25 protein-coding genes and 2 pseudogenes are annotated in these 26,469 nt (G+C 72.8%); 15 read left to right on the top strand and 12 right to left on the bottom strand.

Annotated elements, in window-relative coordinates; all coding sequences use genetic code 11:
- Window positions 1–75: 75 nt before the first annotated feature.
- The 5 genes from fabG (at window position 76) to DDW44_RS10765 (ending at window position 4,691) form a co-directional block, all read left to right on the top strand.
- On the top strand, window positions 76–837 hold the full coding sequence (gene fabG / locus DDW44_RS10785; RefSeq protein WP_017948464.1) for a 3-oxoacyl-ACP reductase FabG: 762 nt from the start codon (window positions 76–78) through the stop codon (window positions 835–837).
- Between the two features lie 16 nt (window positions 838–853).
- Window positions 854–1,627 (top strand): SDR family oxidoreductase, encoded by a 774-nt coding sequence (locus tag DDW44_RS10780; RefSeq protein WP_018891071.1) that lies wholly within the window; start codon window positions 854–856, stop codon window positions 1,625–1,627.
- Between the two features lie 118 nt (window positions 1,628–1,745).
- Complete coding sequence (locus DDW44_RS10775) at window positions 1,746–3,326, top strand: ABC transporter substrate-binding protein (protein WP_108906287.1); 1,581 nt, start codon at window positions 1,746–1,748, stop codon at window positions 3,324–3,326.
- Between the two features lie 101 nt (window positions 3,327–3,427).
- Window positions 3,428–4,111 carry a uracil-DNA glycosylase gene (ung, locus tag DDW44_RS10770; protein WP_018891073.1) on the top strand — a complete coding sequence of 228 codons (684 nt, stop codon included), beginning with the start codon at window positions 3,428–3,430 and terminating at the stop codon, window positions 4,109–4,111.
- A 109-nt stretch (window positions 4,112–4,220) separates the two neighbouring features.
- Complete coding sequence (locus DDW44_RS10765; RefSeq protein ID WP_108906286.1) at window positions 4,221–4,691, top strand: hypothetical protein; 471 nt, start codon at window positions 4,221–4,223, stop codon at window positions 4,689–4,691.
- A gap of 59 nt (window positions 4,692–4,750) precedes the next feature.
- Here DDW44_RS10765 and DDW44_RS10760 read toward each other — a convergent pair.
- A pseudogene (locus DDW44_RS10760) lies at window positions 4,751–5,158 on the bottom strand (TetR/AcrR family transcriptional regulator); the annotation flags it as partial.
- Here DDW44_RS10760 and DDW44_RS10755 point away from each other — a divergent pair.
- Both DDW44_RS10755 and DDW44_RS10750 read left to right on the top strand, forming a co-directional pair.
- Window positions 5,158–5,739 (top strand): annotated as a pseudogene (locus DDW44_RS10755) (FAD-dependent monooxygenase); the annotation flags it as partial. The pseudogenes DDW44_RS10760 and DDW44_RS10755 sit on opposite strands and share 1 nt — an antisense overlap.
- 34 nt (window positions 5,740–5,773) lie before the next feature.
- Window positions 5,774–6,679 (top strand): Gfo/Idh/MocA family protein, encoded by a 906-nt coding sequence (locus tag DDW44_RS10750; protein ID WP_208647956.1) that lies wholly within the window; start codon window positions 5,774–5,776, stop codon window positions 6,677–6,679.
- Here DDW44_RS10750 and lnt read toward each other — a convergent pair.
- The 7 genes from lnt to DDW44_RS10715 all read right to left on the bottom strand — a co-directional run bounded on the left by lnt (window position 6,603) and on the right by DDW44_RS10715 (window position 14,153).
- Window positions 6,603–8,210 (bottom strand): apolipoprotein N-acyltransferase, encoded by a 1,608-nt coding sequence (gene lnt, locus DDW44_RS10745; protein ID WP_108906284.1) that lies wholly within the window; start codon window positions 8,208–8,210, stop codon window positions 6,603–6,605. The two genes, DDW44_RS10750 and lnt, sit on opposite strands and share 77 nt — an antisense overlap.
- A 72-nt stretch (window positions 8,211–8,282) precedes the next feature.
- Window positions 8,283–8,741 carry a nuclear transport factor 2 family protein gene (locus DDW44_RS10740; RefSeq protein ID WP_170812891.1) on the bottom strand — a complete coding sequence of 153 codons (459 nt, stop codon included), beginning with the start codon at window positions 8,739–8,741 and terminating at the stop codon, window positions 8,283–8,285.
- A 132-nt stretch (window positions 8,742–8,873) separates the two neighbouring features.
- On the bottom strand, window positions 8,874–10,886 hold the full coding sequence (locus DDW44_RS10735; protein WP_108906283.1) for an APC family permease: 2,013 nt from the start codon (window positions 10,884–10,886) through the stop codon (window positions 8,874–8,876).
- A 417-nt stretch (window positions 10,887–11,303) separates the two neighbouring features.
- Window positions 11,304–11,702 carry a type II toxin-antitoxin system VapC family toxin gene (locus DDW44_RS10730; RefSeq protein WP_108906282.1) on the bottom strand — a complete coding sequence of 133 codons (399 nt, stop codon included), beginning with the start codon at window positions 11,700–11,702 and terminating at the stop codon, window positions 11,304–11,306.
- Window positions 11,699–11,983, bottom strand: coding sequence for a hypothetical protein (locus DDW44_RS10725; protein WP_108906281.1), 285 nt, complete (start codon window positions 11,981–11,983; stop codon window positions 11,699–11,701). Before DDW44_RS10725 ends, DDW44_RS10730 begins: the two co-directional genes overlap by 4 nt.
- A gap of 245 nt (window positions 11,984–12,228) precedes the next feature.
- A complete protein-coding gene (locus DDW44_RS10720) occupies window positions 12,229–13,101 on the bottom strand; it encodes an undecaprenyl-diphosphate phosphatase (protein WP_027732785.1) in 873 nt (290 codons plus the stop codon).
- 344 nt (window positions 13,102–13,445) lie between these two features.
- Complete coding sequence (locus DDW44_RS10715) at window positions 13,446–14,153, bottom strand: TVP38/TMEM64 family protein (protein ID WP_108906280.1); 708 nt, start codon at window positions 14,151–14,153, stop codon at window positions 13,446–13,448.
- Between the two features lie 491 nt (window positions 14,154–14,644).
- Between DDW44_RS10715 and DDW44_RS10710 the strand changes: the two genes are divergently transcribed.
- The 4 genes from DDW44_RS10710 (at window position 14,645) to DDW44_RS10695 (ending at window position 18,226) form a co-directional block, all read left to right on the top strand.
- Window positions 14,645–14,890 carry a hypothetical protein gene (locus DDW44_RS10710; protein ID WP_108906279.1) on the top strand — a complete coding sequence of 82 codons (246 nt, stop codon included), beginning with the start codon at window positions 14,645–14,647 and terminating at the stop codon, window positions 14,888–14,890.
- A 112-nt stretch (window positions 14,891–15,002) separates the two neighbouring features.
- Window positions 15,003–16,172 carry an elongation factor Tu gene (tuf, locus tag DDW44_RS10705; protein ID WP_108906278.1) on the top strand — a complete coding sequence of 390 codons (1,170 nt, stop codon included), beginning with the start codon at window positions 15,003–15,005 and terminating at the stop codon, window positions 16,170–16,172.
- A gap of 66 nt (window positions 16,173–16,238) precedes the next feature.
- The gene (locus DDW44_RS10700; RefSeq protein WP_108906277.1) at window positions 16,239–17,144 is read left to right on the top strand and encodes a patatin-like phospholipase family protein; all 906 of its coding nucleotides are present in this window, start codon (window positions 16,239–16,241) and stop codon (window positions 17,142–17,144) included.
- 236 nt (window positions 17,145–17,380) lie between these two features.
- Window positions 17,381–18,226 (top strand): spermidine synthase, encoded by an 846-nt coding sequence (locus DDW44_RS10695; protein ID WP_108906276.1) that lies wholly within the window; start codon window positions 17,381–17,383, stop codon window positions 18,224–18,226.
- A 188-nt stretch (window positions 18,227–18,414) separates the two neighbouring features.
- Here DDW44_RS10695 and DDW44_RS10690 read toward each other — a convergent pair whose 3' ends face one another.
- Complete coding sequence (locus DDW44_RS10690; protein WP_108906275.1) at window positions 18,415–19,722, bottom strand: MFS transporter; 1,308 nt, start codon at window positions 19,720–19,722, stop codon at window positions 18,415–18,417.
- Between the two features lie 211 nt (window positions 19,723–19,933).
- Window positions 19,934–21,010, bottom strand: coding sequence for a DUF8017 domain-containing protein (locus tag DDW44_RS10685; RefSeq protein WP_108906274.1), 1,077 nt, complete (start codon window positions 21,008–21,010; stop codon window positions 19,934–19,936).
- A 95-nt stretch (window positions 21,011–21,105) separates the two neighbouring features.
- Between DDW44_RS10685 and DDW44_RS10680 the strand changes: the two genes are divergently transcribed.
- The 3 genes from DDW44_RS10680 to DDW44_RS10670 all read left to right on the top strand — a co-directional run bounded on the left by DDW44_RS10680 (window position 21,106) and on the right by DDW44_RS10670 (window position 22,970).
- Window positions 21,106–21,561, top strand: coding sequence for a DUF4442 domain-containing protein (locus DDW44_RS10680; protein WP_208647955.1), 456 nt, complete (start codon window positions 21,106–21,108; stop codon window positions 21,559–21,561).
- A 250-nt stretch (window positions 21,562–21,811) separates the two neighbouring features.
- On the top strand, window positions 21,812–22,348 hold the full coding sequence (locus DDW44_RS10675; protein WP_108906272.1) for a gamma carbonic anhydrase family protein: 537 nt from the start codon (window positions 21,812–21,814) through the stop codon (window positions 22,346–22,348).
- A 448-nt stretch (window positions 22,349–22,796) separates the two neighbouring features.
- Window positions 22,797–22,970, top strand: a complete 174-nt coding sequence (locus DDW44_RS10670; protein ID WP_017948441.1) for a CsbD family protein — start codon at window positions 22,797–22,799, stop codon at window positions 22,968–22,970.
- A gap of 126 nt (window positions 22,971–23,096) precedes the next feature.
- On the opposite strand, the gene DDW44_RS10665 is transcribed toward DDW44_RS10670, so the two are convergent.
- Window positions 23,097–24,314, bottom strand: a complete 1,218-nt coding sequence (locus tag DDW44_RS10665) for an FUSC family protein (protein ID WP_108906271.1) — start codon at window positions 24,312–24,314, stop codon at window positions 23,097–23,099.
- A 343-nt stretch (window positions 24,315–24,657) separates the two neighbouring features.
- Between DDW44_RS10665 and DDW44_RS10660 the strand changes: the two genes are divergently transcribed.
- The gene (locus DDW44_RS10660; RefSeq protein ID WP_017948439.1) at window positions 24,658–25,395 is read left to right on the top strand and encodes an acyltransferase; all 738 of its coding nucleotides are present in this window, start codon (window positions 24,658–24,660) and stop codon (window positions 25,393–25,395) included.
- 116 nt (window positions 25,396–25,511) lie between these two features.
- On the opposite strand, the gene DDW44_RS10655 is transcribed toward DDW44_RS10660, so the two are convergent.
- Window positions 25,512–26,378, bottom strand: coding sequence for a DMT family transporter (locus DDW44_RS10655; protein ID WP_108906270.1), 867 nt, complete (start codon window positions 26,376–26,378; stop codon window positions 25,512–25,514).
- Between the last annotated feature and the right edge of the window lie 91 nt (window positions 26,379–26,469).

Genomic DNA, 26,469 nt, shown 5'->3' with positions numbered 1-26,469 from the left:
ACGGGCCGTGCCGGGCGAGCCGTATCCACCGGGCGAGCCGAATCCAAGCGATCCCAGGGCGAGGAGAACCAAACCATGTCCACCAACGAGCAGCGCGTCGCCATCGTGACGGGGGCGGCGCGCGGCATCGGCGCCGCCACCGCCGTGCGCCTGGCGGCCGACGGCCGCGCCGTGGCCGTACTCGACCTCGACGAGGCGGCGTGCAAGGACACCGTCGAGAAGATCACCGCCATGGGCGGCAAGGCGATCGCCGTCGGCTGCGACGTCTCGGACTCCGCCCAGGTCGAGGCGGCCGTGGCGCGGGTCGCGGCCGAGCTCGGCGCGCCGACCGTCCTCGTCAACAACGCTGGCGTGCTCCGCGACAACCTGCTGTTCAAGATGAGTGAGTCCGACTGGGACATCGTGATGAACGTGCACCTCAAGGGCGCGTTCCTGATGGCCAAGGCATGCCAGAAGCACATGGTGGACGCCGGCTTCGGCCGTATCGTCTCCCTCTCCTCCAGTTCCGCGCTGGGCAACCGCGGCCAGGCGAACTACTCGGCGGTCAAGGCCGGCCTGCAGGGCTTCACCAAGACCCTCGCCAAGGAGCTCGGCAAGTTCGGCGTCACCGCCAACGCCGTCGCTCCCGGGTTCATCGTCACCGAGATGACCGCCCAGACCGCCGCCCGGGTCGGCATGGGCTTCGAGGAGTTCCAGGCGGCGGCCGCCACGCAGATCCCCGTCCAGCGGGTCGGCCGCCCGGAGGACGTCGCCAACGCGATCGCGTTCTTCACGGGCGACGACGCCGGATTCGTCTCGGGCCAGGTCATGTACGTGGCCGGCGGCCCGCTCAACTGAACGGGAGGGGACTGGGATGACCGCACAGGAACGAGAGCTTCCGCCGCTGTCCGGCAAGGTGGCGCTGGTGACGGGCGGGAGCCGTGGCATCGGCTACGGCGTCGCCGAGGCGCTGGTCGCCCGCGGCGACCGGGTGTGCATCACCGGCCGCGGTGAGGACGCGCTGAAGGAGGCCGTGGAGAGCCTCGGCGCGGACCGGGTGATCGCCGTCGCGGGCAAGGCCCACGACGAGGCGCACCAGGCCGCCGCCGTGGAGCGGGTGATGGAGGCGTTCGGGCGGGTCGACTTCCTCGTGAACAACGCCGGCACCAATCCGGTCTTCGGGCCCATCGCGGAGCTGGACCTGGGTGTCGCCCGCAAGGTCTACGAGACGAACGTGATCTCGGCGCTGGGGTTCGCCCAGCAGACCTGGAAGGCCTGGCAGAAGGAGCACGGCGGCGCGATCGTGAACATCGCGTCCATCGCGGGGCTCTCCGCGTCCCCGTTCATCGGGGCGTACGGCATGAGCAAGGCGGCCATGGTCAATCTGACCCTCCAGCTGGCGCACGAGTTCGCGCCCGCCGTGCGGGTCAACGCCATCGCCCCCGCCGTGATCAAGACGAAGTTCGCCGAGGCGCTGTACGAGGGCCGGGAGGCCGAGGCGGCGGCCGTCTATCCGATGGGCCGGCTCGGCGTCCCGGCGGACATCGGCGGTGCCGTGGCCTTCCTCACTTCGGACCAATCGGACTGGGTCACGGGGCAGACACTCGTGGTCGACGGCGGTATTTTCCTCAAAGCCGGAGTCCACTGAGTCGATTTCCTCCTGAATGGCCAAGAATCGCCTCAAGTGCCCCGCCGGACCACCTCGTTGTCCCGGTGGGGCGCTGCGGTATTGTTCGCCGACCCATGGCTGAACGAGGAGCGTGCACGTGTTCAACCGGACGATGCTGCGGGCGGCTGCAGCCCTTGCGTCCATGTCCCTGGTGACGGGATGCAGTCTGTTTTCGGACGATGACGCCGATAGGGCGCAGCCCGTAGTGGTCGGCACGACCAGCGCCCCCAGCACACTCGACCCCGCCGCCGCCTGGGACAGCTCGTGGGAGCTGTACCGGAATGTCTTCCAGACGCTCCTGAGCTTCCCCACGGCGAGCACCGCGCCGCAGCCGGACGCCGCGGAGCAGTGCAAGTTCACCGACCCCACCAACACCGAGCTGCGCTGCACCCTCCGCGAGGGACTGACCTTCTCCAACGGGCACACGCTGGACGCGGCCGCCGTCAAGCACTCGATCGACCGCATCCGCACCATCGACGTGAACGGCGGGCCCAACGGTCTGCTCGGCTCGCTGAAGGAGATACGCACCGAAGGGCCGCGCACCGTCACCTTCAAGCTGACCAAGCCGGACGCCACGTTCCCCTTCGTGCTCGCCACTCCCGCGATGTCCCTGGTCGACCCGGCCGAGTACCCCGCGGACAAGCTGCGGGAGGACGGCGGGCTCACCGGATCGGGCCCGTACGTCCTGGAGTCCTACGAGGAGGGCTCGAAGGCCGAGCTCAGGAAGAACACCAGCTACAACGGGTTCGCGGACCGTAAGAACGACGCCGTCACGATCCGCTATTTCGCACAGTCCGAGGCCATGGTCTCGGCGCTCAAGCGGAAGGAGATCGACGCCACCTACCGAGGCCTCACCGCGGAGGAAGTCGTCGATCTCCAGGAGAAGAAGGAGGCCAACGAGGGCCTCCAGCTCGTCGAGACGACCGGTGCCGACATCAGGTACCTGGTGTTCAACCCCAAGGACCCCTCCGTCCGCGAGGTCGAGGTGCGCCAGGCGATCGCCCAGCTGATCGATCGCGGCGAGCTCATCAACAAGGTGTACCGGGGCACGGCCGAGCCGCTGTACTCCATGGTTCCCAAGGGCATCGCGGGCCACGCGACCAGCTTCTTCGACAGGTACGGCGACCCCAGCGCGGCAAAGGCGCGGGACATCCTCGAGGAAGCGGGCGTCGAGACGCCGGTCAAGCTCGACCTCTGGTTCACCACCGACCGTTACGGCTCCGCCACCGCCGACGAGTTCGCCGAGATCAAGCGGCAGCTGGAGCAGTCCCAGCTGTTCCAGGTCACGATCCAGGGCAAGCCCTGGAAGGAGTTCCAGCAGGGCTACCAGAAGGGCAGCTACCCCGTCTTCGGCCGAGGGTGGTTCCCCGACTTCCCCGACCCGGACAACTTCGTCGCGCCGTTCGTCGGCAAGGACAACGTGCTGGGCACGCCGTACGAGAGCACGGAGATCACTCAGCAGCTGCTCCCGCAGACCCGCCGGCAGAGCGACCGTGGTGCGGTGTCCAAGCAGTTCGAACGGGCGCAGACGATCCTCCTGGACGACGTCCGGCTGCTGCCGCTGTGGCAGGGCAAGACGTACGTGGCGACGAAGGAGGAGATCGCCGGCGCCGAGCGCGCCCTCGACCCCCAGACGGTCATGCAGCTCTGGGTGCTGCACCGCCAGACCAGCTGGTAGCGGCAGGCCGCCCGCCGGGCCGCCCTCACCGGCGGGCGCGCTGTCAGTGCCCGAGGGTAGGTTCGGTGTCGGTAACTGATCGCACACCGGAGGTTGTTGACGTGACCGACACCGACATGCTGCCCGCGTCGTGGCGCGGCGTCCTCGGCGAGGAGCTCCAGAAGCCGTACTTCAAGGAGCTCGTCGACTTCGTCGAGGACGAGCGCGCCCGGGGGCCGGTGTACCCGCCGCGCGAGGAGGTCTTCGCGGCGCTGGACGCCACGCCCTACGACCGGGTGAAGGTGCTGGTCCTCGGGCAGGACCCGTACCACGGGGAAGGTCAGGGGCATGGTCTGTGCTTCTCCGTGCGTCCCGGTGTCAAGGTGCCGCCCTCGCTGCGGAACATCTACAAGGAGATGGCGGAGGAGCTCGGTCTGCCGGTACCGGACAACGGCTATCTGATGCCGTGGGCCGAGCAGGGCGTGCTGCTGCTCAACGCGGTGCTGACGGTGCGCGCCGGCGAGGCGAACTCGCACAAGGGCAAGGGCTGGGAGAAGTTCACCGACGCGGTGATCCGCGCGGTCGCCTCACGGCCGGACCCGGCGGTCTTCGTGCTCTGGGGCAACTACGCCCAGAAGAAGCTGCCGCTGATCGACGACACGCGCCATGTCGTGGTGAAGGGCGCGCACCCCTCCCCGCTGTCCGCGAAGCGGTTCCTCGGGTCGCGCCCGTTCACCCGGATCAACGAGGCGGTGGCCGCGCAGGGCCACGAGCCCATCGACTGGCGCATCCCCGACCTGGGCTGACGGTCGGCGCACCCGGCTGACAGGTTCGGGCCGCCGCCCGAGCCTGTGCCGGATCGCCGCCGGTGGCGGCTAGCGTCTGAACGACGGGTCGAGGGGCTGGAGGGCCGCAGTGGTGGAGCAGCAGGGGACGTCGGGCGACGCGGTCACGACCAGGATCGGGCAGGCGATCATGCTGCTCCACGGCGGGGACCGGGAGGAGGCGCGCAACCGGTTCTCCGCGCTGTGGGAGCAGCTGGGGCAGGACGGCGACCTGCTGCACCGCTGCACCCTCGCCCACTATCTGGCGGACACCCAGGACGATCCCGGCGACGAGCTCGCCTGGGACCTCAGGGCCCTCGCGGCCGCCGAGGCGCTCGGCGAGCGGCCGGAGCGGCCGGGGGCCGAGGTGGCCGCCCGCGGGCTCTATCCGTCGCTCCACCTGAACCTGGCCGCCGACTATCTGAAACTCCATCGCCCCGAGGCCGCCCGGGCCCATCTGGACCAGGCCAGGGCGGCCTCGGTGGCCCTCGGGGACGACGGGTACGGCAACGGCGTGCGCGCGGCCATCGACCGGCTGGACCGCCGGCTGTCCGGTCTCTGACGGCTGTCGGATCTCCGGCCCGGTGGGCGGTCCGTTCTCTGGCGGGCGGGCGGCCGGACTCACGGCCCGAGCATGCCGCCGATCAGCTCGGCGAAGCCCCTCCTCAGCTCGTCCCTGCCCGGTACGGAGGCGTGGTGGGAACCGACGGCGCAGGAGAACATCAGCCCCTCGCACCAGGCCACCAGCGAGAGCGCGTGCCGCTCCGGCTCCGCCGATCCCGCTCCGGCCATCAGCTCCACCAGCGGCTCGCGGAACGCGGCCCCCGCGCGGTCGTAGAAGACCCGCAGCTCCGGGCGGCGGGTGGCCTCGAGGGCCAGTTCGTAGCGGCAGACCAGCAGCCGGCGGTGATCGGTCAGATAGCGGTGCAGGGCGAGGGCGAGCGCGTCGGTCAGCTCTGCCGTGCCGCCGCGCGGCGAGGGCATCCGGGCGGGTGTGAGCACCCGGGCCTCGCGCTCGGCCAGCCTGCGCCTATGCCGCGGCCGTCACCCCCGCCGGCGGTCACGCCGCCGACGGCGAGAAGGCCGAACTGCTGCGCCGCTTCGGCGACTGGCACGACCCCGTCCCGGCGATCATCGCGGCCGCCGAACCCGGCGGTGTGCTCCGCCACGACGTCCACCACATGGCCGAGCCGCTGCCCGCCCATCACCACGGCCGGGTCGCCCTGCTCGGCGACGCGGCCCACGCCATGCAGCCCACCCTCGGCCAGGGCGGCAACCAGGCCGTCGAGGACGCGATCGTCCTGGCCCACCACGTCGGCGGCGGGGACGACGTCGTGGGGCGGCTCCCCGCGTACACGAGGGACCGGCTGCCGCGCACCACGGCCGTCGTGCGCCAGGCCACCAGGACGGGCCGGATGGCCCTGCTCGGCGGAGCCGGCGCCGTGGCCGTGCGCGACGCCCTCATCAGAGGCGTCTCCCGGCTGGGGCCCGGCATCGTCCTGCGCGGTTTCGACGGCATCGCCGACTGGCGGCCGCCCGGGGGGACGTATGCTGCCGGGGCGGATCGCACGACGGCACTTGCGGCGGCACCGGAGGCGGCACCGCGCTGACGGCGTACAGGACAGGGCGGACCGGGAGGCCCGGATGAAGGTCGGCTGCATCGGGCTCGGGGACATCGCGCAGAAGGGCTATCTGCCGGTCCTCACCACCCGGCCGGGCGTCGAACTGCATCTGCAGACCCGGACCACGGCCACCCTCGACCGGGTCGCCGCGGCCCACCGCATCCCCGGCCGCCAGTGCCACACCACCCTGGACTCCCTCCTCGCCGCCGGGCTCGACGCCGCGTTCGTCCACGCCCCGACCGACGCCCATCCGGGGATCGTCACCCGGCTGCTGGAGGCCGGCGTCCCCACCTACGTCGACAAGCCCCTCGCCTACGAACTCGACGACTCGCAGCGGCTGGTGGAGCTCTCGGAGCGGGCGGGCACGGGCCTCGCGGTCGGCTTCAACCGCCGGTTCGCCCCCGCGTACGCGCAGTGCCTGGAGCACCCCCGCGATCTGATCCTGATGCGCAAGAACCGGGTCGGCCTCCCCGAGGACCCCCGCACCCTCGTGCTCGACGACTTCATCCACGTCGCCGACACCCTGCGCTTCCTGCTCCCCGGGCCCGTCGAGCACACCGCCGTGCGGGCCCGGGTCCGCGACGGGCTCATGCACCACGTGGTCCTGCAACTGTCGGGGGACGGGTTCACCGCCGTCGGCATGATGAACCGGATGAGCGGCTCCGCCGAGGAGATCCTCGAGGTCTCCGGACAGGACGCCAAACGCGAGGTCCTCAACCTCGCGGAGGTCGTCGACCACAAGGGCCAGCCGTCCGTGCGGCGCCGGGGCGACTGGGTACCCGTCGCCCGGCAGCGCGGTATCGAGCAGGCCGTGCTGGCCTTCCTCGACGCCGTCCGCGGAGAGAGGTTCCTCAGTGCCCGCGACGCGCTGGCGACCCACGAGCTGTGCGAGCGGGTGGTGCGGGAGGCGCTGGAGCAGGCCTCCTGAGGGCACGCAGGCCCTCCGCCCCGCAGAACACCACCAGCACCGCCAGCGCACCGTACACCGCCCAGTCCCCGAACCGGACGTACGGCGTCGTACCCCGGGCGAGCGGGATCTCGTAGACGGCCGCGGTGCTCTCGTCCGTGCCGAGCCGCGGCCCCAGCGGCTCCCCGTCCGGCCCGTGCACCGCGCTCACCCCCGTCAACGTGGCGTGCACCATCGGCCGGCCCGTCTCCGCGGCCCGCAGCGCCGCCAGCGAGGCGTGCTGCGCCGGCGCCCAGCTGTCCTGGAACGTGGACGTGGCGGACTGCGCCACCAGAAGCTCGGCGCCGCTCCCGGCCAGGCTTCGGCTCATGTCGGGGAACGCCGACTCGAAGCACACCAGCGGCCCCACCCTCAGCCCCGGGCGGTCCGCGTCCGCCGGCAGCGCCATCACCACCTGGCGGCCGCCCCGCATCCGGTCCTCGCCCGCGGCCTCGCCCACCGACGTGACCCAGCCGAGGACCGAGCGGAACGGGACGTACTCGCCGAAGGGGACCAGCCGCATCTTGTCGTAGCGGTCCCCGGTCGGACCGCCGGGACCCACCAGCACACTGCTCTTGAAGATGCCCGGCCGGTCCGAGCGCCGGGCGTCCACGTTCACCAGCACTTCGGCGCCCACCTCCCGCGACAGCGCGGCGAGCCGTGCCGCCAGGTCGCGCCGCGCCGCCAGATCCGCGCCGACACTGCTCTCCCCCCACACCACGAGGTCCAGCCGCTGCCCCGCCAGCCGCCGGGTCAGCTCCTCACTCAGGGCGAACCGCCGCTCCGCGCCGCCGAGGCCGTTGACGACCCCCGGCTGGACGACCGCCACCCGGACCACCCCGCCCGGCCGGTCCGGCCCCGGCGCCCACAGCCACACCGCGCCCACGGCCAGGGCGCACCCGCACAGGGCCGCGACCGCGGGAATCCGCGCCGGGGGCACGGCCACCAGCACGGCCACCGCGGTGTTCACCGCCACCACCAGCAACGTCACCAGCCACACGCCGCCCAGCGAGGCGAGCCGCAGCGCCGGCGGGACCTGCCACTGGCTCGCGCCCAGCAGTCCCCACGGGCCGCCCAACCCCTCCCAGGAGCGGACCAGTTCGATCGCCAGCCAGCCCGAGGGGACGACGGCGACCGCCACCGCCGCCCGCCCGGCGCGGGGACGGCCGCCCAGCACCCGGTGGACCAGCAGCCCCCACGGGGCCCACAGCAGTCCGAGCAGGGCCGCCAGGACGACGATGAAGACATGCAGGTTCGGCATCAGCCAGTGGTGCACGGCGAGCATGAAGCCGGTGCCGCCGAGCCAGCCGTCCAGCGCGGCCCGGCGGGCCGAGGCGGCGGTACGGACGAGCAGCAGCCACGGCACGAGGGCGACGAACGCGAACCACCACAGCCCCGGGTCGGGGAACGCGAGCGCGGGCAGCGCGCCCGCCGCCACCGCGGCCGCGCCCCGCCACCACGGCGACGACAACGGCCGCCGCGGCTGCTCCCGCCGGCCCACCGGAATCCGCATGCAGCGCCTCCACGAGAGCGGTGTCTGCCTCCAGTGTGGAGGAGCGGCCGGGCCCGGGACAGGCCATGTCGATCATTCGGCCGCGCGGAGGGCCGCGGCACGCCGCCACTTCTCCCGGACGGCGACCGAGCGCAGCCGCCAGCCGTCGTCACCGCGCGCCAGGCCGAACGCGTACCGGCCGCCGGCCAGGAAGCCGTCGCCGGACTCCAGCCGCATCGGGCTGACGTAGTCCGCCTGCACGTCCGCCCGGTCTCCCGGGTACCCGTCCACCTCCCGCAGTCGCACCCGCCGGTTCACGATCAGGTGCTGGCGCACCGGGAACGGCCGCATCGTCTCCGCGAGCCAGTCCGCCACCTCGGCGGCGGGCCCCTCGACGCCACCGGCACCGCGGTAGTCGGCGCGTCCGTCGTCGGTGAACAGCGCCCGGTAGGCGGTCCAGTCGCCGTCGTCCACGGCCACCGCGTACCGGGTGACCACCTCGTCGACGGCCAGCCGGTCCATCACGGTCGCGAGATCCACACGCTGCGTCATCGGCCAAGTGTCGGGCAGCGGGCCCGCCACGCCAAGAGGACCGGCCGCCGAGGACCGGCCGCCGACGACCGGCCGCCGACGACCGGCCCGGTCGGTTGCCTGCGGTCGGAGCCGGGCCGCGCCGAGGACCGGTCAGCGCCTGGGGGGCGGTACCGGTTCGCCGCGGCGCACCGCTCCGGGGGCGCGGGCGGCGGGACGGTCGGCGCGGGCGGCGGACTGCAGCTGCCAGGGGACGCTCGTCACCATCACCCCGGGTGTGAACAGCAACCGGCTCTTCAGCCACAGCGCGGACTGGTTGTGCAGCAGGTTCTCCCACCAGTGGCCCACGACGTACTCGGGGATGAACACGGAGACGACGTCCCTCGGGCTCTCCCGCCGGATCGAACGCACGTACGCCAGTGCGGGTTTGGTGATCTCCCGGTAGGGCGAGTCGAGGATCTTCAGCGGCACGTCGATCCCCGCCTCCTCCCACTGCCGCCGGAGTTCCCGGGCGTCGTCCCGGTCGACGGCCACGGTCACCGCCTCCAGCCGGTCCGGGCGGGTGGCCCGGGCGTACGCCAGGGCCCGCAGCGTCGCCTTGTGCAGCCGGGAGACCAGGACCACGGTGATGACCCGGGAGGGCGGCGCGAGTTCCCTGCCCGGGTCGGTGACGGCCAGCTCCGCGGACGTGGCGTCGTAGTGCCTGCGGATGCTGCGCATCGCCACCCACAGCACCACGGCCGCGAGGACCGCCAGCCAGGCGCCCTCGGTGAACTTGGTGACCAGCACGATCACCAGGACGAGCGCCGTGATGGCCGCGCCCGTCCCGTTGACGATCCGCGAGGTGCGGTGGCGGCGGCGCAGCGCCGGGTCCGTCTCGGTGCGCAGTTCGCGGGACCAGTGCCGGACCATGCCGCTCTGGCAGAGCGTGAACGAGGTGAACACGCCGAGGATGTACAGGTGGATGAGGCTGGTGACGTTCGCCCCGTACGCCCACAGCAGCGCTCCCGCGACGACGGCGAGCGCCAGGATGCCGTTGGAGAAGGCGAGCCGGTCACCCCGGTTGTGCAACTGGCGGGGCAGGTAGCGGTGCTGCGCGAGGATCGAGGCGAGCAGCGGGAATCCGTTGAAGGCGGTGTTGGCGGCGAGGATCAGGACGAGGGCGGTGGCGGCCTGGACGTAGTAGAAGCCGAAGCTGCTCTCCCCGCCGAACACGGAGGCGGCCAGTTGCGCGATGACGGTGCGCTGCGTGTAGTTCTCGCAGTCGGGCAGCCCCGTCAGCCGGCAGGCGTCGTCGGCGATGCGGACGTCGGCGACGATCGCCAGCGTGGTGACACCGGCGAACATCGCGACGGCGATGAGTCCCATCACGGCCATGGTGGTCGCCGCGTTGCGCGGCTTCGGCTTGCGGAACGCCGGCACGCCGTTGGAGATCGCCTCGACACCGGTGAGGGCCGTGCAGCCGCTGGAGAACGCCCGCAGGACCAGCATCACCAGGGCGAGGCCGACGAGATCGACCTCGGCGGGGTCCGGCTCGATCCCGTACTGCGCGGTCGCCGCCACCGGGGGATCGCCCAGGAGGTAGCGCAGCAGTCCCGTCCCGCACATCAGCAGCACGCCGGTGACGAACAGGTACGTCGGCGCGGCGAAGGTACGGCCGGACTCGCGCACCCCGCGCAGGTTGGCGGCGGTCAGCAGGCCGACGAAGACCAGCGCCATCGGCACCCGGTGCTCCGCCAGCGAGGGCACCGCCGAGATGATGTTGTCCACTCCGGAGGCCACGGAGACGGCCACTGTCATGACATAGTCGACCAGCAGCGCCGCGGCGACCACGAGACCGGCCGAGGGCCCCAGGTTGGCCGAGGCGACCTCGTAGGAGCCGCCGCCGCTCGGGTAGGCGTGCACCACCTGGCGGTACGACAGCACGACGACGACCATCAGGAACACGACCGCGGCCGCGATCCACGGGGTGAAGTGCAGATAGGCCAGCCCGCCCAGGGTGAGGACCAGCAGGATCTCCTGGGTCGCGTAGGCCACCGAGGAGAGCGGGTCGGAGGCGAAGATCGGCAGCGCCAGCCGTTTGGGCAGCAGCGTCTCGCCGAGTTCCTCGCTCCGCAGCGCCCGGCCCAGGACCAGCCGCTTGAGGAACGCCGTCACGTGGGACACGGCGTGAGGTTATGCGGGGGACCCGCTGCCGCCTCGCGCCGCCGCGCCGTGACGCGGCGGCGCGGCGGGCCGTCGTGGGCCGGCCGGGGGACCGGCGGGGCGGCCTGTTCGCCGCGCCGGGGACGGCCGAGGGCGTCCGGGGCTCCCGCCGGACGTCAGCCCGCGGACTCGCCCGCGTGCGGGCTCAGCACGTCGGTGAAGCTTCCCCGTGATCTTGGACACCCGACCTGAGAGATGACTCCGCCCTGGCGTCGGCGATACCGGCGCAGGATGGGGCGGCCGAGCTTCCGGCTCGTGCGTTACGCCGATGACTTCATCGTGCTCGTGCACAGGACGAAGCTCGAGGCAGAAGCGCTCAAGGCAGAGATCGGCGCGCTGCTGGCCCGCCGCCGAACCACGCGGGTGCAGCGGCGGGGATCAGATCTTCTCGGCGGTCACACGGATGTGGTCGGTGGTGAGCGTGGTGATGTCCTCGACGTCGGACGTCAGGATGGTGACGCGGCCCGGCTGGGCGATTGCGGTGGCGCAGAGCATGGCGTCGATGGCGTACTTGTGACCGTGCAGCCCGGCCGCGCGCAGCAGGCCTGCGGCGGACCGGGCGAGGGCCTGGGTGACCGGCTCGACTCGCAGCCGGGACAGCGTCCACTTCAGCGCGGCCTCGTTGATGCGGGGATGGATCACCTCGACGAGGACCGCGGCCGAGGTGATCACCGGAAAGTCGGCGTCGCGGGCGGCGGTGAGCCACTCGTGGACTTCACGGTCGCGCTGCACGGCCTTGGCCAGGCCCTCACTGTCCAGGATCAGAGTGCCGCTCACGCGGCCGCCCCGGCATCGGAGGAGGTGCCGCCGGTGAGCTTCGCCCGCTTGGCGGCTACTGCCTCCGGGTCGGCGGGGCCGAGGTTCTTGTCGAAGTCGGCGATCAGCTCGTCCAGGTTGACCCGCTCGATCTGCCGCTGCGCGGCCTTCTCCAAGAAGGCGGACACACCCCGCTTGCCGACCCGCTCACGGATCGCTTGCAGGGTGCCGGCCGTGAGGGAGACGGAGATGCCGCTGGTGGGGCCGTCGCCGGGCGGAAAGTCGGTGTCGTCGTCAGCCATGGGACATGTATAGCATTTCGAATGCTATACGGAGAGCTCTTTGCCGGTCGATCCCGGAGGCCCCCTGGGGGGCCTGGTGTGCGTCGAGAGTGTGCATGTGGCGCGCAGTGCGCGCGCAATGCATTGATCTTGAATCCGATTTGCGTCTCCCGGTCTCCTGAGTGGGAGACGAGTGAGAGATGATCACGGCGTGATGCTGCAATCAGGCGCCAGGAAATGCCGGATACCGCCCTGTGTGGCCCGGTTTAGCCGCCCGATTCGCCCGCGTGCGGGCTCAGCACGTCGGTGCCGACCAGCACGAAGATCACGATGCCGAGGATGATCCGGTACACGACGAAGGGCATGAAGCTCTTGGTCGTGATGAACTTCATGAACCAGGCGATGACCGCGTAGCCGACGGCGAAGGCGATGACCGTCGCGAAGACGGTCGGCCCCCAGGAGACATGCCCCTCGCCCGCCTCCTTCAGCTCGAAGACGCCCGAGGCGAGCACGGCCGGGATCGCCAGCAGGAACGAGTAGCGGGCCGCCGCCTCGCGGGTGTAGCCCATCAGCAGACCGCCGCTGATCGTGGCGCCGGACCGGGAGACTCCCGGGATCAGTGCCATGGCCTGGCACATACCGAAGATCAGGCCGTCCTTGACGGACAGGTCACGCAGCGACTTCCGCTCCCGCACCACGCGGTGCTTGCCGCCCGTCTCGTCGCGGGCCGCCAGGCGGTCCGCCACACCGAGGACGATGCCCATGACGATGAGCATGGTGGCGGTCAGGCGCAGATCGCGGAACGGTCCCTCGATCTGGTCCTTGAGCGTGATGCCGAGCAGCCCGATCGGGATGGATCCGACGATCACCAGCCAGCCCATCTGGGCGTCGTGGTCCCGGCGCATCGCCTTGTCCGTCAGCGAGCGGAACCATGCGCTGACGATGCGGGCGATGTCCTTGCGGAAGTAGATGAGTACCGCCGCCTCGGTGCCGATCTGGGTGATCGCGGTGAACGCGGCACCCGGGTCGTGCCAGCCGGCGAAGGCGGCCGTCAGGCGCAGATGCGCGCTGGAGGAGATGGGGAGGAACTCCGTCAGCCCCTGGACGAGCCCGAGGATGAGTGATTCGAACCACGACATGAAAGCTAAGCCGTCCAAGCACTGGTCAGGTCGGAACGTACGGTACGGGCCGCGATCATGCGCCCATCGCGTGGCAGCGTAGCGTCAGCGGGTTCCGGGGTGACGGGCGGGTTGCCCCGGCGGCGGCCGGGCACGTCCGGGAGCCGTTTCCGCACGGTCCCCGAGCCGTCCGGAGCCGCCCCCGCATCGTCCCTGAGCCGTTCATAGCCGTTCATGGCCGTTCGCAGCCGCTCCGAGCCGTTCGGTGGCCGCCGCGCGGGCGGGCTGTGGGCGGGGCGGCGCCGGTGTGCGCCCGCGCGGACCCGGTGTCGGCGGAAGGCCGCCGGCCTCCGCCGCTCCCGCGCTCAGGCGCCGCGGGTGAGCCGGTGGCGCTTGCACCAGGCGACAGCGGCCCCGACGAGCGCCGAGACGGCGATGAAGCCCGCCGAGGCGAGGAAGACGGGCGACGTCGGCGACGCCGCGCTGCTGCCGGCGATCACGTACGCCGCGGTGTTCGGGACCGAGCCGAGGCCGGTGGCCAGCAGGAAGGGGAGGTACCCCATCCGGGACACCGCGGCACAGTAGTTGGATGCGGCGAACGGGATGCCCGGGAACAGCCGCAGTGCGAGCACCGAGCGGAACCCGTGCCGGCTCAACTGGCCGTCCGCCGCCTTGAGCCAGCGGCCGCGCAGCAGCGGACGCAGCGCCTCCTGGCCCAGGTACCGCCCCAGGGTGAAGGCCAGGCCCGCGCCCAGCACGGTGCCGGCGATCGCCGCCGCCAGACCCGCGTGCGAGCCGAACAGGGCGCCGGCCGCCAGGTTCAGCAGGGGACGCGGGACGAAGGCCGCGGTGCACAGCCCGTAGGCCACGGCGAAGAGCGCCACCGCCGTGGCGCCGCCGACCTGTGGGGGCCACCCCGTCGTCAGCAGTCTCTGCGGCTCGTACGCCACGACCGCCGACGCCGCGCACGCCAGGACGGCCACCAGCAGAGCGAGGCGGGACCAGGGGGACACGAGGACCCGGCCGACGCGCAGAGCGAAACCGTCGCGCGGCCCGGGGACGGGGTCGAGCATCCGGGTAGTGTACCTGCCCTCCATGGACGCTGCCGGAGAGCGAGATGGCCCGGAGAGGCCAGGTCAACGGCTTCCGGACCGCCGTCGCACGCCCGGTCTGCCCGATACGCGTGAGATGGCGGGCGATCCCGGGCCGGTGACCGGTTTCACGGATCCGGGACCTCGATCCGGCTTCTCCATCGGCCTGTCCGTCGCCGCGGTGGGACCCGCCATCGGCATGGCCGCGCCGGTCCGGCCCATCAGGTCCGGGGACAGGCTCCTGCCGGCAAGCGGGCTCTGCGCCGGGGCCTTCGGCCACCATGTGATCTTCAATCTCATGCACCGACGGTCCGACGGTCGGCCGGTCCGTCGGTGGCCGCAGCCACGCTCCTGCCTTCCGCTCCTGCCTTCCGCCGTCCGGGGCAGGGACCGGGGCGCCCCGGCCGCCGGGCCAACTGGGGCCCGCTGAAAACCATTCGACGGCCGTACCCGCCGTCGGCGAGTATCGACGCATGTTCCGGCAGACCTTCCCCACAGCGCCGTCCGCAGTCGCGGACGCGCCGAAGGCTGCCCACTTCCCCGCTCTCGCGGCCGTCTCCACAGTCCTCGCCGTCTCCGCTGTCCTCGCCGTCTCCTCCGTCAGCGCCCTCTCCGCGGCTCTCGCCGACGCGACGGCCACGGCAGCCGCCGTCGAGGCCGCCACGGCCTCCGTCGCCCCGGCTGCCGCGGCGGCGCCCGCCGGCGGCGCCCGAAGCTGACTCTCCCCGGATCGTCCGGCGGACCCCGCAGGGGGAGAGTCGGTACGGCCCAGGGGTCCCCCTCCGCGAAACGGAGTCACCTTTCGAGTTCCGGGAAGGAACCGCCACAGCCATGCCCAAGACGGCATACGTGCGCACCAAGCCGCACCTCAACATCGGCACCATGGGCCATGTCGACCACGGCAAGACCACCCTGACCGCGGCCATCACCAAGGTCCTCAGCGAGCGCGGGACCGGCACCTTCGTGCCCTTCGACAGGATCGACCGCGCCCCCGAGGAGGCCGCCCGCGGCATCACCATCAACATCGCGCACGTCGAGTACGAGACCGACACCCGGCACTACGCCCACATCGACATGCCCGGGCACGCCGACTACGTCAAGAACATGGTCACCGGCGCCGCCCAGCTCGACGGGGCGATCCTCGTGGTCTCCGCGCTGGACGGGATCATGCCGCAGACCGCCGAGCACGTCCTGCTGGCCCGCCAGGTCGGCGTCGACCACATCGTCGTCGCCCTCAACAAGGCCGACGCGGGCGACCCCGAGCTGACCGACCTCGTCGAACTGGAGGTGCGCGAGCTGCTCACCGCGCACGGGTACGGCGGGGACGCGGTACCGGTCGTGCGGGTCTCCGGCCTCCGGGCACTGGAGGGCGACCCGCGCTGGACGGCCGCCGTGGAAGCACTGCTCGACGCCGTCGACACCTATGTGCCGATGCCGGTCCGCTACACCGACGCCCCGTTCCTCCTACCGGTGGAGAACGTCCTCACCATCACCGGCCGGGGCACCGTCGTCACCGGGGCGGTCGAGCGGGGCACCGTGCGCGTCGGCGACCGGGTGGAACTGCTCGGGGCCGGCACGACCACGGTCGTCACCGGTCTGGAGACGTTCGGCAAGCCGATGGACTCCGCCGAGGCCGGGGACAACGTGGCCCTGCTGCTGCGGGGCGTGCCGCGCGACGCGGTCCGCCGCGGCCATGTGGTGGCCGCGCCCGGCAGTGTGACACCGAGCCGCCGGTTCACCGCACAGGTGTACGTGCTGTCGGGCCGTGAGGGAGGGCGGACGACGGCGATCAGCACCGGCTACCGGCCGCAGTTCTACATCCGGACGGCGGACGTCGTCGGGGACGTGGACCTGGGCGGGGCGGCGGTCGCCCGGCCCGGCGACACCGTCCACATGACGGTCGAGCTGGGACGGGACGTGCCGTTGGAGCCCGGGCTGGGCTTCGCGATCCGCGAGGGCGGCCGGACCGTCGGAGCGGGCACCGTCACCGCTCTGGTCTGACCCGGGGGTTCCGCCGCCCGCCCACCGCGGGCGGCGAAACCGCCCCGTACACGTCACACTGCATCCATGGCGGACATGGATCACGCGGGCGTGGACACGGGAACGGACGGGGACGGGGCGTCGGGGCACCGGGGAACCGCCCTGGTGCTCGGGGGCGGCGGGCTCGCGGGCATCGGCTGGGAGGTCGGCATCCTGCACGGCCTCGCCGAGGCCGGGGCGGATGTCTCCGGGGCCGATCTGATCGTCGGCACGTCGGCGGGATCCGTGGTCGGCGCCCAGCTCTCCTCGGGGCTGCTCACCCTTCCGGAGCTGTATGAGCGTCAGCTCGCGGATCCCGAGGGCGAGGTACCCGCCGGAATGGGCCCCACCGTGCTCGCCCGCTACGTCTGGGGGGTGCTCCGTTCCCGCGACGCCGAGGCGTACGGCGCGCGCATGGGACGCCTCGCGCTGTCCGCCCGCACCGAGCCCGAGGAGGCCCGCCGCGCCGTCTTCGCCGCACGGCTCCTCACCCACGATTGGCCGCCGGCGCGCCGCCTCGTCGTCACCGCGGTGGACGCCGTCACCGGACGGCTCCGCGCGTTCGACCGGAGCAGTGGGGTGGGGCTGCTCGACGCCGTCGGCGCCAGTTGCGCCGTTCCCGGAGTCTGGCCGCCCGTCACCATCGACGGGCGCCGCTTCATCGACGGCGGGGTGCGCTCGTCCACGAACGCGGACCTCGCGGCCGGATACGGCACGGTGGTCATCGTCGCGCCCATCTCCGTCGGTGGTGGACCCGTGCCGTCCGCCCGAGCCCAGGCGTCCCGGCTCGCCGCCGCCGGAGCCCGCGTCGTGCTGATCACCCCGGACCGCGCGGCCCGGAGGGCCTTCGGGCGCAACGTCCTGGACCCCGCGCGCCGGGCGCCCTCCGCGCGCGCCGGGCGCGCCCAGGCCGTCGCCCACGCGGACGCCGTGCGGGCGGTTCTGCCGGTCTGAGCCCGGGCGCGCCCAGGCCGTCGCCCACGCGGACGCCGTGCGGGCGGTTCTGCCGCTCCGGGCCGGGGCGCCGCGGTACGGGCCATTCCGCCGGTCCGGGCCGATGCGCCGCCGGTCTTCTGAGGCCGGTTCCTGCTCCGGTTCCGGCCCTGGTACCGGCCCTGGTTCCTGCTCCGGTTCCGGCCCCGGGGCCTCCCCGCCGTTCGCCGTCCCGCCCGGGGGCGGACAATGGGCAGGTGGACGACCCCATTCCCGTCGAGCGCGCCGTGGACCACGGAACCGCCAGGCTCCTGCCCGACATCGACCGGCCCCGGGCCTGGCTGCTCACCGTGGAGGGAGCTCCGCAGTCGTACGTCGACCTGGACGACCCCACGCATCTGGAGTTCGAGTACGCCCGGCGGCTCGCCCACGTCCTCGACGGCAGGGCGGAGGAGAGCGAGCCGCTCGACGTCCTGCACCTCGGCGGCGGGGCTCTCACCCTGCCCCGCTATGTCGCGGCCACCCGCCCCGGCTCACGGCAGGACGTGGTGGAGGCCGACCGCGGTCTGCTGTCACTCGTCGCCGAGCGGCTGCCACTGCCGTCCGGCTCGGGGATAACCGTGCACGCGGAGGACGCGCGTGCCTGGCTTGAGCGGGCGCCCGAGGACTCGGCCGATGTGCTGATCGCCGATGTGTTCGGAGGCTCGCGCGTCCCGGCGCACCTCACCTCCCGGGAGTACGCCGGGGCCGCCGACCGTGCCCTCCGCCCCGGAGGGGTCTACGCGGCGAATCTCGCCGACAGCGCCCCGTTCGCCTTCCTGCGCTCGCAACTGGCCACCTTCGCGGCCGTGTTCCCGGAGCTCGCCCTGATCGCCGAGCCGGGCGTGCTGCGCGGACGCCGTTTCGGCAACGCGGTCCTGCTGGCCTCGCACACCCCCATCGACGTCGTCGGACTCGCGCGCCGGACGGCGTCCGACGTCTTCCCGGCCCGGGTGGAGTACGGCGACGGTCTGCGGCGCTTCATGGGCGGTGCCCGGCCGGTGGGCGACGAGGACGCGACCGGTTCCCCCGAGCCGCCGGAGGGCTCGTTCGGCATCGGCTGACGCCGAGCCGTGCCGATCGGGCCGCGGCGCCGATCGGGCCGCGGCGCCGGGCGTCCGGGGCGTGCCGGCGGGCCGGGGCCGCGTCGCCAAGGGCAGGGTCCCGACTGCCCCGAGAGGCGTCGGGACAGGGCCGAGTCCCGGGCGGGGCAGCGCGAAGTCCCGGGCGGGACAGTGCACAGAGCAGGGGGTCAGGGGGTCTCCCGCGGCTGGAGGTCGGTCGCCGCGCCGGCGGCCGGGGCCGGGGCCGGTCCACGCGCGGCCACGTGCCTCGTACGGCGCGTCAGATTCCGTACGTCCGGGACCAGCAGCACCAGCGCCGTCACCACGACGATCAGCGCCGCGCAGCCCCACAGGGCCGTCTGGCGGCCGAAGAGACTCTCCGCCGGGCCCGCCAGAGCCGTCGACAGCGGCAGCATCGCGGTCGAACCGAACCAGTCGTACGCGGAGACCCTGGACAGCTTCTCCTCCGGGATCTCCTGGTGCAGTGCGGTCATCCAGGCCACGCCGAACACCTCGATCGCGACACCGCTGACGAACATCACCGCGATCAGCACGCCGATCTGCACCGGGACGGCCAGCGCCGCCGACGGCAGCGCCAGCGGGAACACGCACAGCGTGCCGACGAACAGCAGCCGGCGGGGCTTCCAGCGCATCATCAGCAGCGCCCCGCCGAGCGTGCCGGCGCCGAACGCGGCGAGGGCCAGACCCCACGGGCGGGCTCCGCCCAGCGACTCCTCGGCGACCAGCGGCCCGTACACGGCGTCGGCGGCACCGACGACCGCGACCACCACCGAGAACTGCGCCACGATCGACCACAGCCAGGGGCGGCCCGTGACCTCCTTCCAGCCGTCCCGCAGGTCGGCGAGCAGCCCCCCGCCCGGGGGCCGAGCCGGAATGTGACCGACGTCGAGGAACGCCCGGAGCGCACCGGCGACCGCGAAGGCGGCGGCGTCGACGGCGAGCACCCAGCCGGGGCCGACCGCGGCGATCATGGCCCCGCCGAGCGCCGCGCCGCCGATGCCCGCGCCGTGCATGGCCATCCGGAAGAGCGCGAACGCCCGGCCGGCCTGCTCCCCGTCGACGCTGGACATCAGCATGCCCTCGGCGGCGGGGTTGAAGAACGCCTGCCCGATGCCGCACAGCGCGGTGAGCAGCATCATCTGCCACAGCTGCGGATCGCCCGCCAGCACCAGTGCGGCGAAGGCCGCCTGGGACACGCAGTTGAGGGCGTTGGCGGCCACCATCACGCGGTGCCGCGGCAGCCGGTCGGCGATCGCCCCTCCGATGAGCAGGAACAGCACCAGCGGGAGGGTGCGGGCCGTCGCGACGAGGCCCACGTCGCCGCCGTCGCCGCCGGACTCCAGCACCGCGAACGCCGCGGCGATCAGGGCGCCGTGCGAGCCGAGGTTGGTGACGACCGCGGCGGCGGTCAGCAGGGAGTAGTTGCGGCCGGCCCATTCGGGACGGCGGCGGAGGAGCGGCGTACGGGAAGTCACCCGGGGACTATCGCCGCAGCCGCCCCCGCCTGCCAAACCGGTTTCGCCGCCACCCGCGCCTGGCGCCCTGCGGTGCCGTCACCCGCCTGCCGGCCGGCGGTCCCGTGACCCCTCCCGGCGACCGGCGGTGCCGTGACCCCGCCTGCCGAGCTGTGGTGCCGCCACGTCGCCTGTCTACCGGCGGTGTCGCAGTCCGCCCGCAGGGCCGGTCTCAGGACGACGGGACCTCCGCCAGCCGGACGGTGCCCAGGATCCGCCGGATCGTCGTGTCCGGGATCTCCCCGTCGACGCCCTTGGCCGCGTAGAGCACCCAGGAGGCGAAGTCACCCTTGGCGTTCTTGAAGGAGAAGGCGATCGCCTTGCCGTCGCTGTCGCACTTGCCGTCCTTCTTCACCCCGATCGCGGTCGCCGTCGAGACATGGCCGCTGAGCCCCGACGCGGTCGTGTACGGCTTCGCCTCGGTGACCTTGACCGTCCCCTTCGGCTCCGTCTGCGCGTACGCGGCCCAGACCCAGTTGCCCGCCTCGTTGTACGCGGCTTCGGCGGTGTTCCTGGCGCCCTGGCCACCCTTGGTGCCGGTCGCGCCCAGCCCGGAGTCCTCCACCCGGCCGTCGAGGTCGGAGTCGACCGAGCACCACTTGCTCTTGAAGTAGGCCGGGGCGGTCATCATGACCACGGGCGAACCGTCGCCCTTCTTCTCGTCCTCGAAGCCGGTGGCCACGCCGGTGCCGGCGACCTCCCAGCCCTCCGGCACGTCGAACTGCGTTCCGTGCTTGGGGTTGGTGACGACCTTCCAGCCCGGGATCGCCGGCTCGGCGGCGCCGGAGCCGTCGCGCGGGTTGGCGGCGGGGGAGGAGGCCTCGGCGGGCTGCGACGACGAGCCGGCCGGCTTGTCCCGGTCGGCCGCGTTCGGGTCCTCGCCGTCGTCCCGCAGTACCAGGACGCCGGTGATCACGGCAGCGGCGACCACGGCGGTGGCGGCGACGATCGCGACGGCGACCGTCTTCTTCCGGTCCGGGGAGGGACCGCCGGGCTGCGGCGGTCCGGGGACGCCGTACTGCGGCGCGGTCGGCTGCTGGTACGGGCCGGGGTAGTGATGACCGGCCTGCGGGTGGGCCGGCTGCTGGTGATGGCCGGGTTGCTGGTGATGGCCGGGCTGCTGCGGGTAGCCCGGTTGCTGGTAGGGGTTCGGCTGCTGGTACCCCGGCTGCCTGTAAGGGTTCTGGTCCTGCGGATTCCGGTCCTGCGGGTTCTGCTCGCCCCCGGGCGGCTGCTGTCCTGGCCACATGGCGAGCAACCATAGAGGTGCCGGTGCCCGGTGGTCCGTCCGCCCCTGACGAGGGGATGGCCAAGTCGTGCTACTCGTGGGTAACATCCGGTCCCATGAGTGCAGACCAGATGTCCGTGGGCGAGCTGCTCGCCGCCACGGTCCCGATGGCCAGGACCCTGAACCTGGAGTTCCTGGAGACCTCCGCCGAGCGTGCCGTCGTCCGGTTGCCGGACCAGGCCGACTACCACAACCACGTGGGTGGGCCGCACGCCGGTGCGATGTTCACGCTGGCCGAGTCCGCCAGCGGCGCGATCGTGCTCGCCGCCTTCGGTGAGCAGCTGTCCCGGGCCGTTCCGCTCGCGGTGAAGGCCGAGATCGCCTACCGGAAACTCGCCAAGGGCGTCGTCACCGCCACCGCGACCCTCGGGCGCCCCGCGGCGGAGGTCCTCGCGGAACTGGACGCCGGGGGGCGCCCCGAGTTCCCCGTGGCCGTCCACATCACCCGCGAGTCCGACGACGCGGTGACCGGTGAGATGACTGTCGTCTGGACTCTGCGCCCGAACGGCTGACCCGCCCGCGGGCGTCGGTCCGGAACCGTCCCCGTGCCGGCCGCCGGGCATGCCGGGACGGCTCTCGCTTCGGACGGCTCTCGCTTCGGACGGTCTGCCCGGCGTGCGCCGCCGGGGGGCGCACGCCGGGCAGACCGGGGCACGCGCCGCGTCCCCCGTGCAGCGGCGATCACCCCGGCGGACGGTCCCGCCGTGGGATCGCCTACGGTGCACCTGAGGGCGGCACGGCGGCTGGGGTGAGGAGAGGGCGATGGCGGAGCATGAGCGGGCAATGATCTCGGCGGTCGGCGGCAAGGAGCCGCGGATCTCCCCGGAGGCGTTCACCGCGCCCACGTCCGTCGTGATCGGCGACGTCACCATGGCGGCCGGCGCGAGCGTCTGGTACCACACCGTGCTGCGCGCCGACTGCGGCCCGATCGTCGTCGGCGCCGACAGCAACATCCAGGACAACTGCACCGTCCACGTCGACCCCGGCTTCCCCGTGACCATCGGCGAACGCGTCTCCGTGGGCCACAACGCCGTGATCCACGGCTGCACCGTCGAGGACGACGTGCTCGTCGGCATGGGCGCCACCGTCCTCAACGGCGCCCACATCGGCGCCGGGTCCCTCGTGGCGGCGCAGGCACTCGTAACGCAGGGCATGCGCGTGCCGCCGGGCTCCCTCGTCGCCGGGGTCCCGGCCAGGATCAAGCGGGAGCTGACGGACGAGGAGCGCGAGGGCGTCAGACTCAACGCCGCGATGTACCTGGAGCTGTCGAAGGGCCACCGGGCGGCGGCCGAGGGCTGACACGCCGGCAGTCGGGCCGTTCGGCTCGTCCGGCGGTCTCCGGCAGGGCGGCAGGGCGGCTGGGCGGCGACGGGGCCGCGGCGGCACAGTGCGACGGTGCGGCCGAAGCGCGTATGCCCCGCTCCGTACGGGTACCCGGCTGTGCGAAGGATCCGCAGGACCCGGAAGGCGCAGTCATGACCAACTCGAAGGAACCGCCCCCGGACGGGCCCGAACCGGTGCCGAGCGGCCCCGATCCCGTACCCCGGGATCCCCGCCCGTCCGCGCCGTCGCCCGGCTCGGCCCCGCCCACCGATCCCGAACCGGGCACCCACCCGGCGCCGGAGCCGCCGGACTGATGCCCGGTCCCTCGTCCGCCCCTGTGCCGAGCGTCACCGATTGCGGACCCTGCGTGAGGAGCGCAAGGTGGATGTGCCAGTCCACCCCCCACTCCGAAGGGACAACCGACATGGGCAAGGCAAAGGCCAAGGCGAAGCAGGCCAAGGGCAAGATGAAGGAAAGCGCCGGCAAGGCCATGGGCGACCGCGGGATGCAGGCCGAAGGCCGTGGCGAGCAGATGGCGGGCAAGGCCCAGGAGGCCGCGCACGACGCCGGTGAGCGAATGAGGAAGTCCGGCCGCTGAGCCGGAGCCCGCGCCGCTCATGCCAATGGCGGCCGCACCGCACGTCCGTGCCGGTGCGGCCGCCCCGGCGCGTCCCGAACCCACGGAGGCCGCGGCGCCTCGGCTCGCCCCGGCCTACCCCTGGCCTCACTCTTCGTTGCGCCCCAGGCCGCGGCGGACCCGGACCTTGACGTCGTCGAGCCACTTGCGGCGCGTCAGACGCTCGCGCGTGTGCCGGTCGAGTTCCTCGATGAGGCGTTCGGACCGCTTCTCGACATCCAGTTCGTCGAGGATCCGGTCGGCCTCTGCCAGCAGTGCCCCGTGCAGCTGCCAGTTCCGCTGGTCGTCGCGGAGGTCGTCGAGGAGCATCGCGGCGACGCGGTCCCGGCAGGCGTGGCCCTCGGCGAGTTCCTCGGAGAGCCGGGCCTCGGCGTCCGCACCGGTGACGGACATCTGGGTGGTGATCAGTGCGGTGAAGGCCCCGATGGCATCCGACAGATGACCGAACAGGTCCTGCAGCCCCCTGGTCGCGGCGGGCGAGAAGATGGTGCCGGTGGGCTGTGTCTTCGCCAGGTCCGTGAGCGTCCGGCAGGAGACCCGGAGGATCACCGCGCAGATCTCCAGGGTGTCCAGCCCGGTCCGGAGCACGATCCGGGAGAGGACCGGCTCCTTGACCCGTGGATTGAGCCGCAGGCTCTCCTCCGCCTGCCGCAGCGCCGCGTCCACCTGCACGATGTCGTGGTCGAGCCGGCGGGCCTCGTGCAGCCTGGCGGCCGCCCGCGCCACCGGGGTGTGCTGGCCGAGTTCCTCGGCGATGTGCGCCAGCAGGCCGCGCATCCGCCCCGACAGGTCGTTGATCGCCGCGCTGGCGTCGCTCACCCAGACGGGCGGTACGAAGAGGACGTTGAAGAGCAGCCCCACCACAGCACCGATCAGGGTCTCCAGCACCCGGTCCCAGGCCGTCTCCGTCACCTGCGTCACACCGAGGACGAGCATGGCGCTGATCGCCACTTCGGGCACGAACTCGCCGACCTTCACGAACCGCCCGATGACCAGCGAGGCGAGGATCACCAGGCCCAGGCTCCACCAGCTCAGTCCCACCAGGGCGCTGAAACCGATCGCGATCAGCACGCCCGCCACGACCGAGTTCACCCGCCGGATACCGGTGGTGAGCGTCGAGTAGAGCGTGACCTGGACGACGAGCAGCGCCGTCAGCGGTGCGGTCAGGGGTACCGGCTCGCCGCTCAGCTGGAGGGCGATGACGTAGGAGATGACCGCGGCGGCGGTGGATCGCACCGTCTGGACGACCGCCGGTTCCCGATGACGCCGCACCAGATCACGGAACGGTTCGCTGGCTGCTGCCACCCTGGTCCCTTCTCATCGTCTCATCGTCTCCTTCGTCTCTTCGCTTCGTCTCTTCGCTTCGTCTCGTTGTCTCTTCGCTTCGCGTCCGTCCGTGTGCCGGGCTCCCCCGGGTGGCCGCGTGGTCACCTGTCCGCGTTCCCGCACGTCCGCGTTCCCGCGTCTCCCCGTCCGGCTCCTCGTGGACGCTCGGGTCTCCCACCCCAGACTGCCGTCTGGGCCACCCCTCGCAATTCCACCGCGGCTCCCTCGCGATTCCACCCGATTCCACGCGCCGCACGGCGTGGGGTGAAGGTCACAGCGCACGTCCCGGGTTGCCCGCGTCCGGGCCCACTAACGTGGCCTGGTGCCGAAAAACCGAAACACGTTCCTCCCACTGGCCTCCTGGTGGCGGCGTCTGGTGTCGCGGGCCGTGCACGGCGGCTGGCGCTGGGCGCGGGAGGCCGGTGCGGTGACCGCGGAGCGGCCAGGCCCGCTGCGCTTCCGGGCCATCGGCACCGGTACCCGGCTGGCGTTCCCGCAGGGAACGGTGTTCGGGGAGGCGTGGATCGAACTCGGCGAGCACTGCATCATCGCCGAGCAGGTGACGCTGACCGCGGGCATGATGCCCGGTCTCGACCTCGGGCCCGACCCGATCCTCACCCTCGGCGACGGTGTGGTGCTCGGCCGCGGCAGTCATGTCATCGCCGACACGCGGGTGAGGATCGGCTCCGACACGTACTGCGGCCCGTACGTCTACATCACCTCGACCAACCACAGCTACGACGACCCCTGCACACCGGTCGGGAAGCAGTGGCCGCGCGCCGAGCCCGTGGAGATCGGGCCCGGTTGCTGGCTGGGCACGGGCGCCGTGATCCTGCCCGGAGCCCGCCTCGGGCGCAATGTCGTGGTCGCGGCGGGGGCCGTCGTCCGCGGCGAGGTGCCGGACCACGCCGTGGTCGCCGGTGCGCCCGCCCGGGTGGTCCGCAGCTGGGACCCGGTGGAGGGCTGGCAGCCTCCGATGCGGACGCCCGCGCCCCTGCCGATCCCGGAGGGTGTGACACCGGAGCAACTGGTCGCCCTCGCCGACCTCGACGAACGCTGAGCGGCCGGTGGCCGGGCGCCGGCCTCGACGTACGCCGAGCGGCCGATGGCCCGGAGCCGGCCTCGACGTACGCCGAGCGGCCGATGGCCCGGCGTGACCGGGCCCGCGGGCAGCGGTCAGCCCGTCGCCAGCAGGACCGTGCCGACGAGCGCCAGCCCGGCGCCGGCGGCCTGGACGGCGCGCAGCCGCTCCTTGAGCACGCCGCGCGCGGCCAGGGCGGTGACCACGGGGTAGAGCGAGGCGAGTACCGCCGCGACCGCGACCGGGCCCTGCTGCGCGGCGATGGCGTACGTGCCGTTGGCGGCCACGTCCGCCAGGCCCACGAAGGCGAGGGCCGGCAGCGAGCGGACGATCAGGCCCGGGTCCCCGTCCTCCGGGAGCACGCGGCCGCCCCGCCTCACCGAGACGTACAGCGCCGCGCCGCCCACCAGGACGTTCGTCACGCGTTGCACGAACAGTGCCAGGAACAGGCCGGTGATCGTGGTCGACGCCTCGGCGATGAGTGCCATCACGGAGCCGAACCCGAAGGCGGCGAGCAGGGTCAGCAGGATCGCCTGGCGCTGCACCGGCGCGCCCCGCAGTTCCGGGCCGCCCGCGAGCAGGACGCCCGCGACGGCGACGCCGATACCGGCGAACTGCAGCACCCCGGGCCGCTCACCGAGGAGCAGCCCCACGGAGACGGGCACGACGACCCCGAGCGATCCCAGGGGGGAGACGACGCCCATGGGGCCGAGGGCCAGCGCCTTGTAGAAGCTCAGCATCGCCACCGGACCGACGACACCGGCGGCCACCGCGTACCAGAGCAGGGGGCCCGCCTCGCTCCAGGCGCCGGTGACCGCGACGATCGCGCCGAGGACGGCCACGGCGATCGTCTGCGAGACCACCACGACCGTCAGCGCGGGGGTGCGTCGCGTCAGCAGCCCGCCGCCGAAGTCGGCCAGCCCCCACAGGAGACTGGTGGCCAGGGCGAACAGGGCTGTCATCGATGCCTCGCAGTACAGTTCGGTGAACGATCGGGTGCACCACACCGTAGTACAACAGGTTGAACTAGTCTATTAAAAATATTGGACGGAA

The organism is Streptomyces tirandamycinicus, assembly GCF_003097515.1.
GTDB classification, from domain to species: Bacteria; Actinomycetota; Actinomycetes; order Streptomycetales; family Streptomycetaceae; genus Streptomyces; species Streptomyces tirandamycinicus.
The sequence above is the reverse complement of the archived record's forward strand: the minus strand, read 5'-3'. Positions and strand labels throughout refer to the sequence as shown.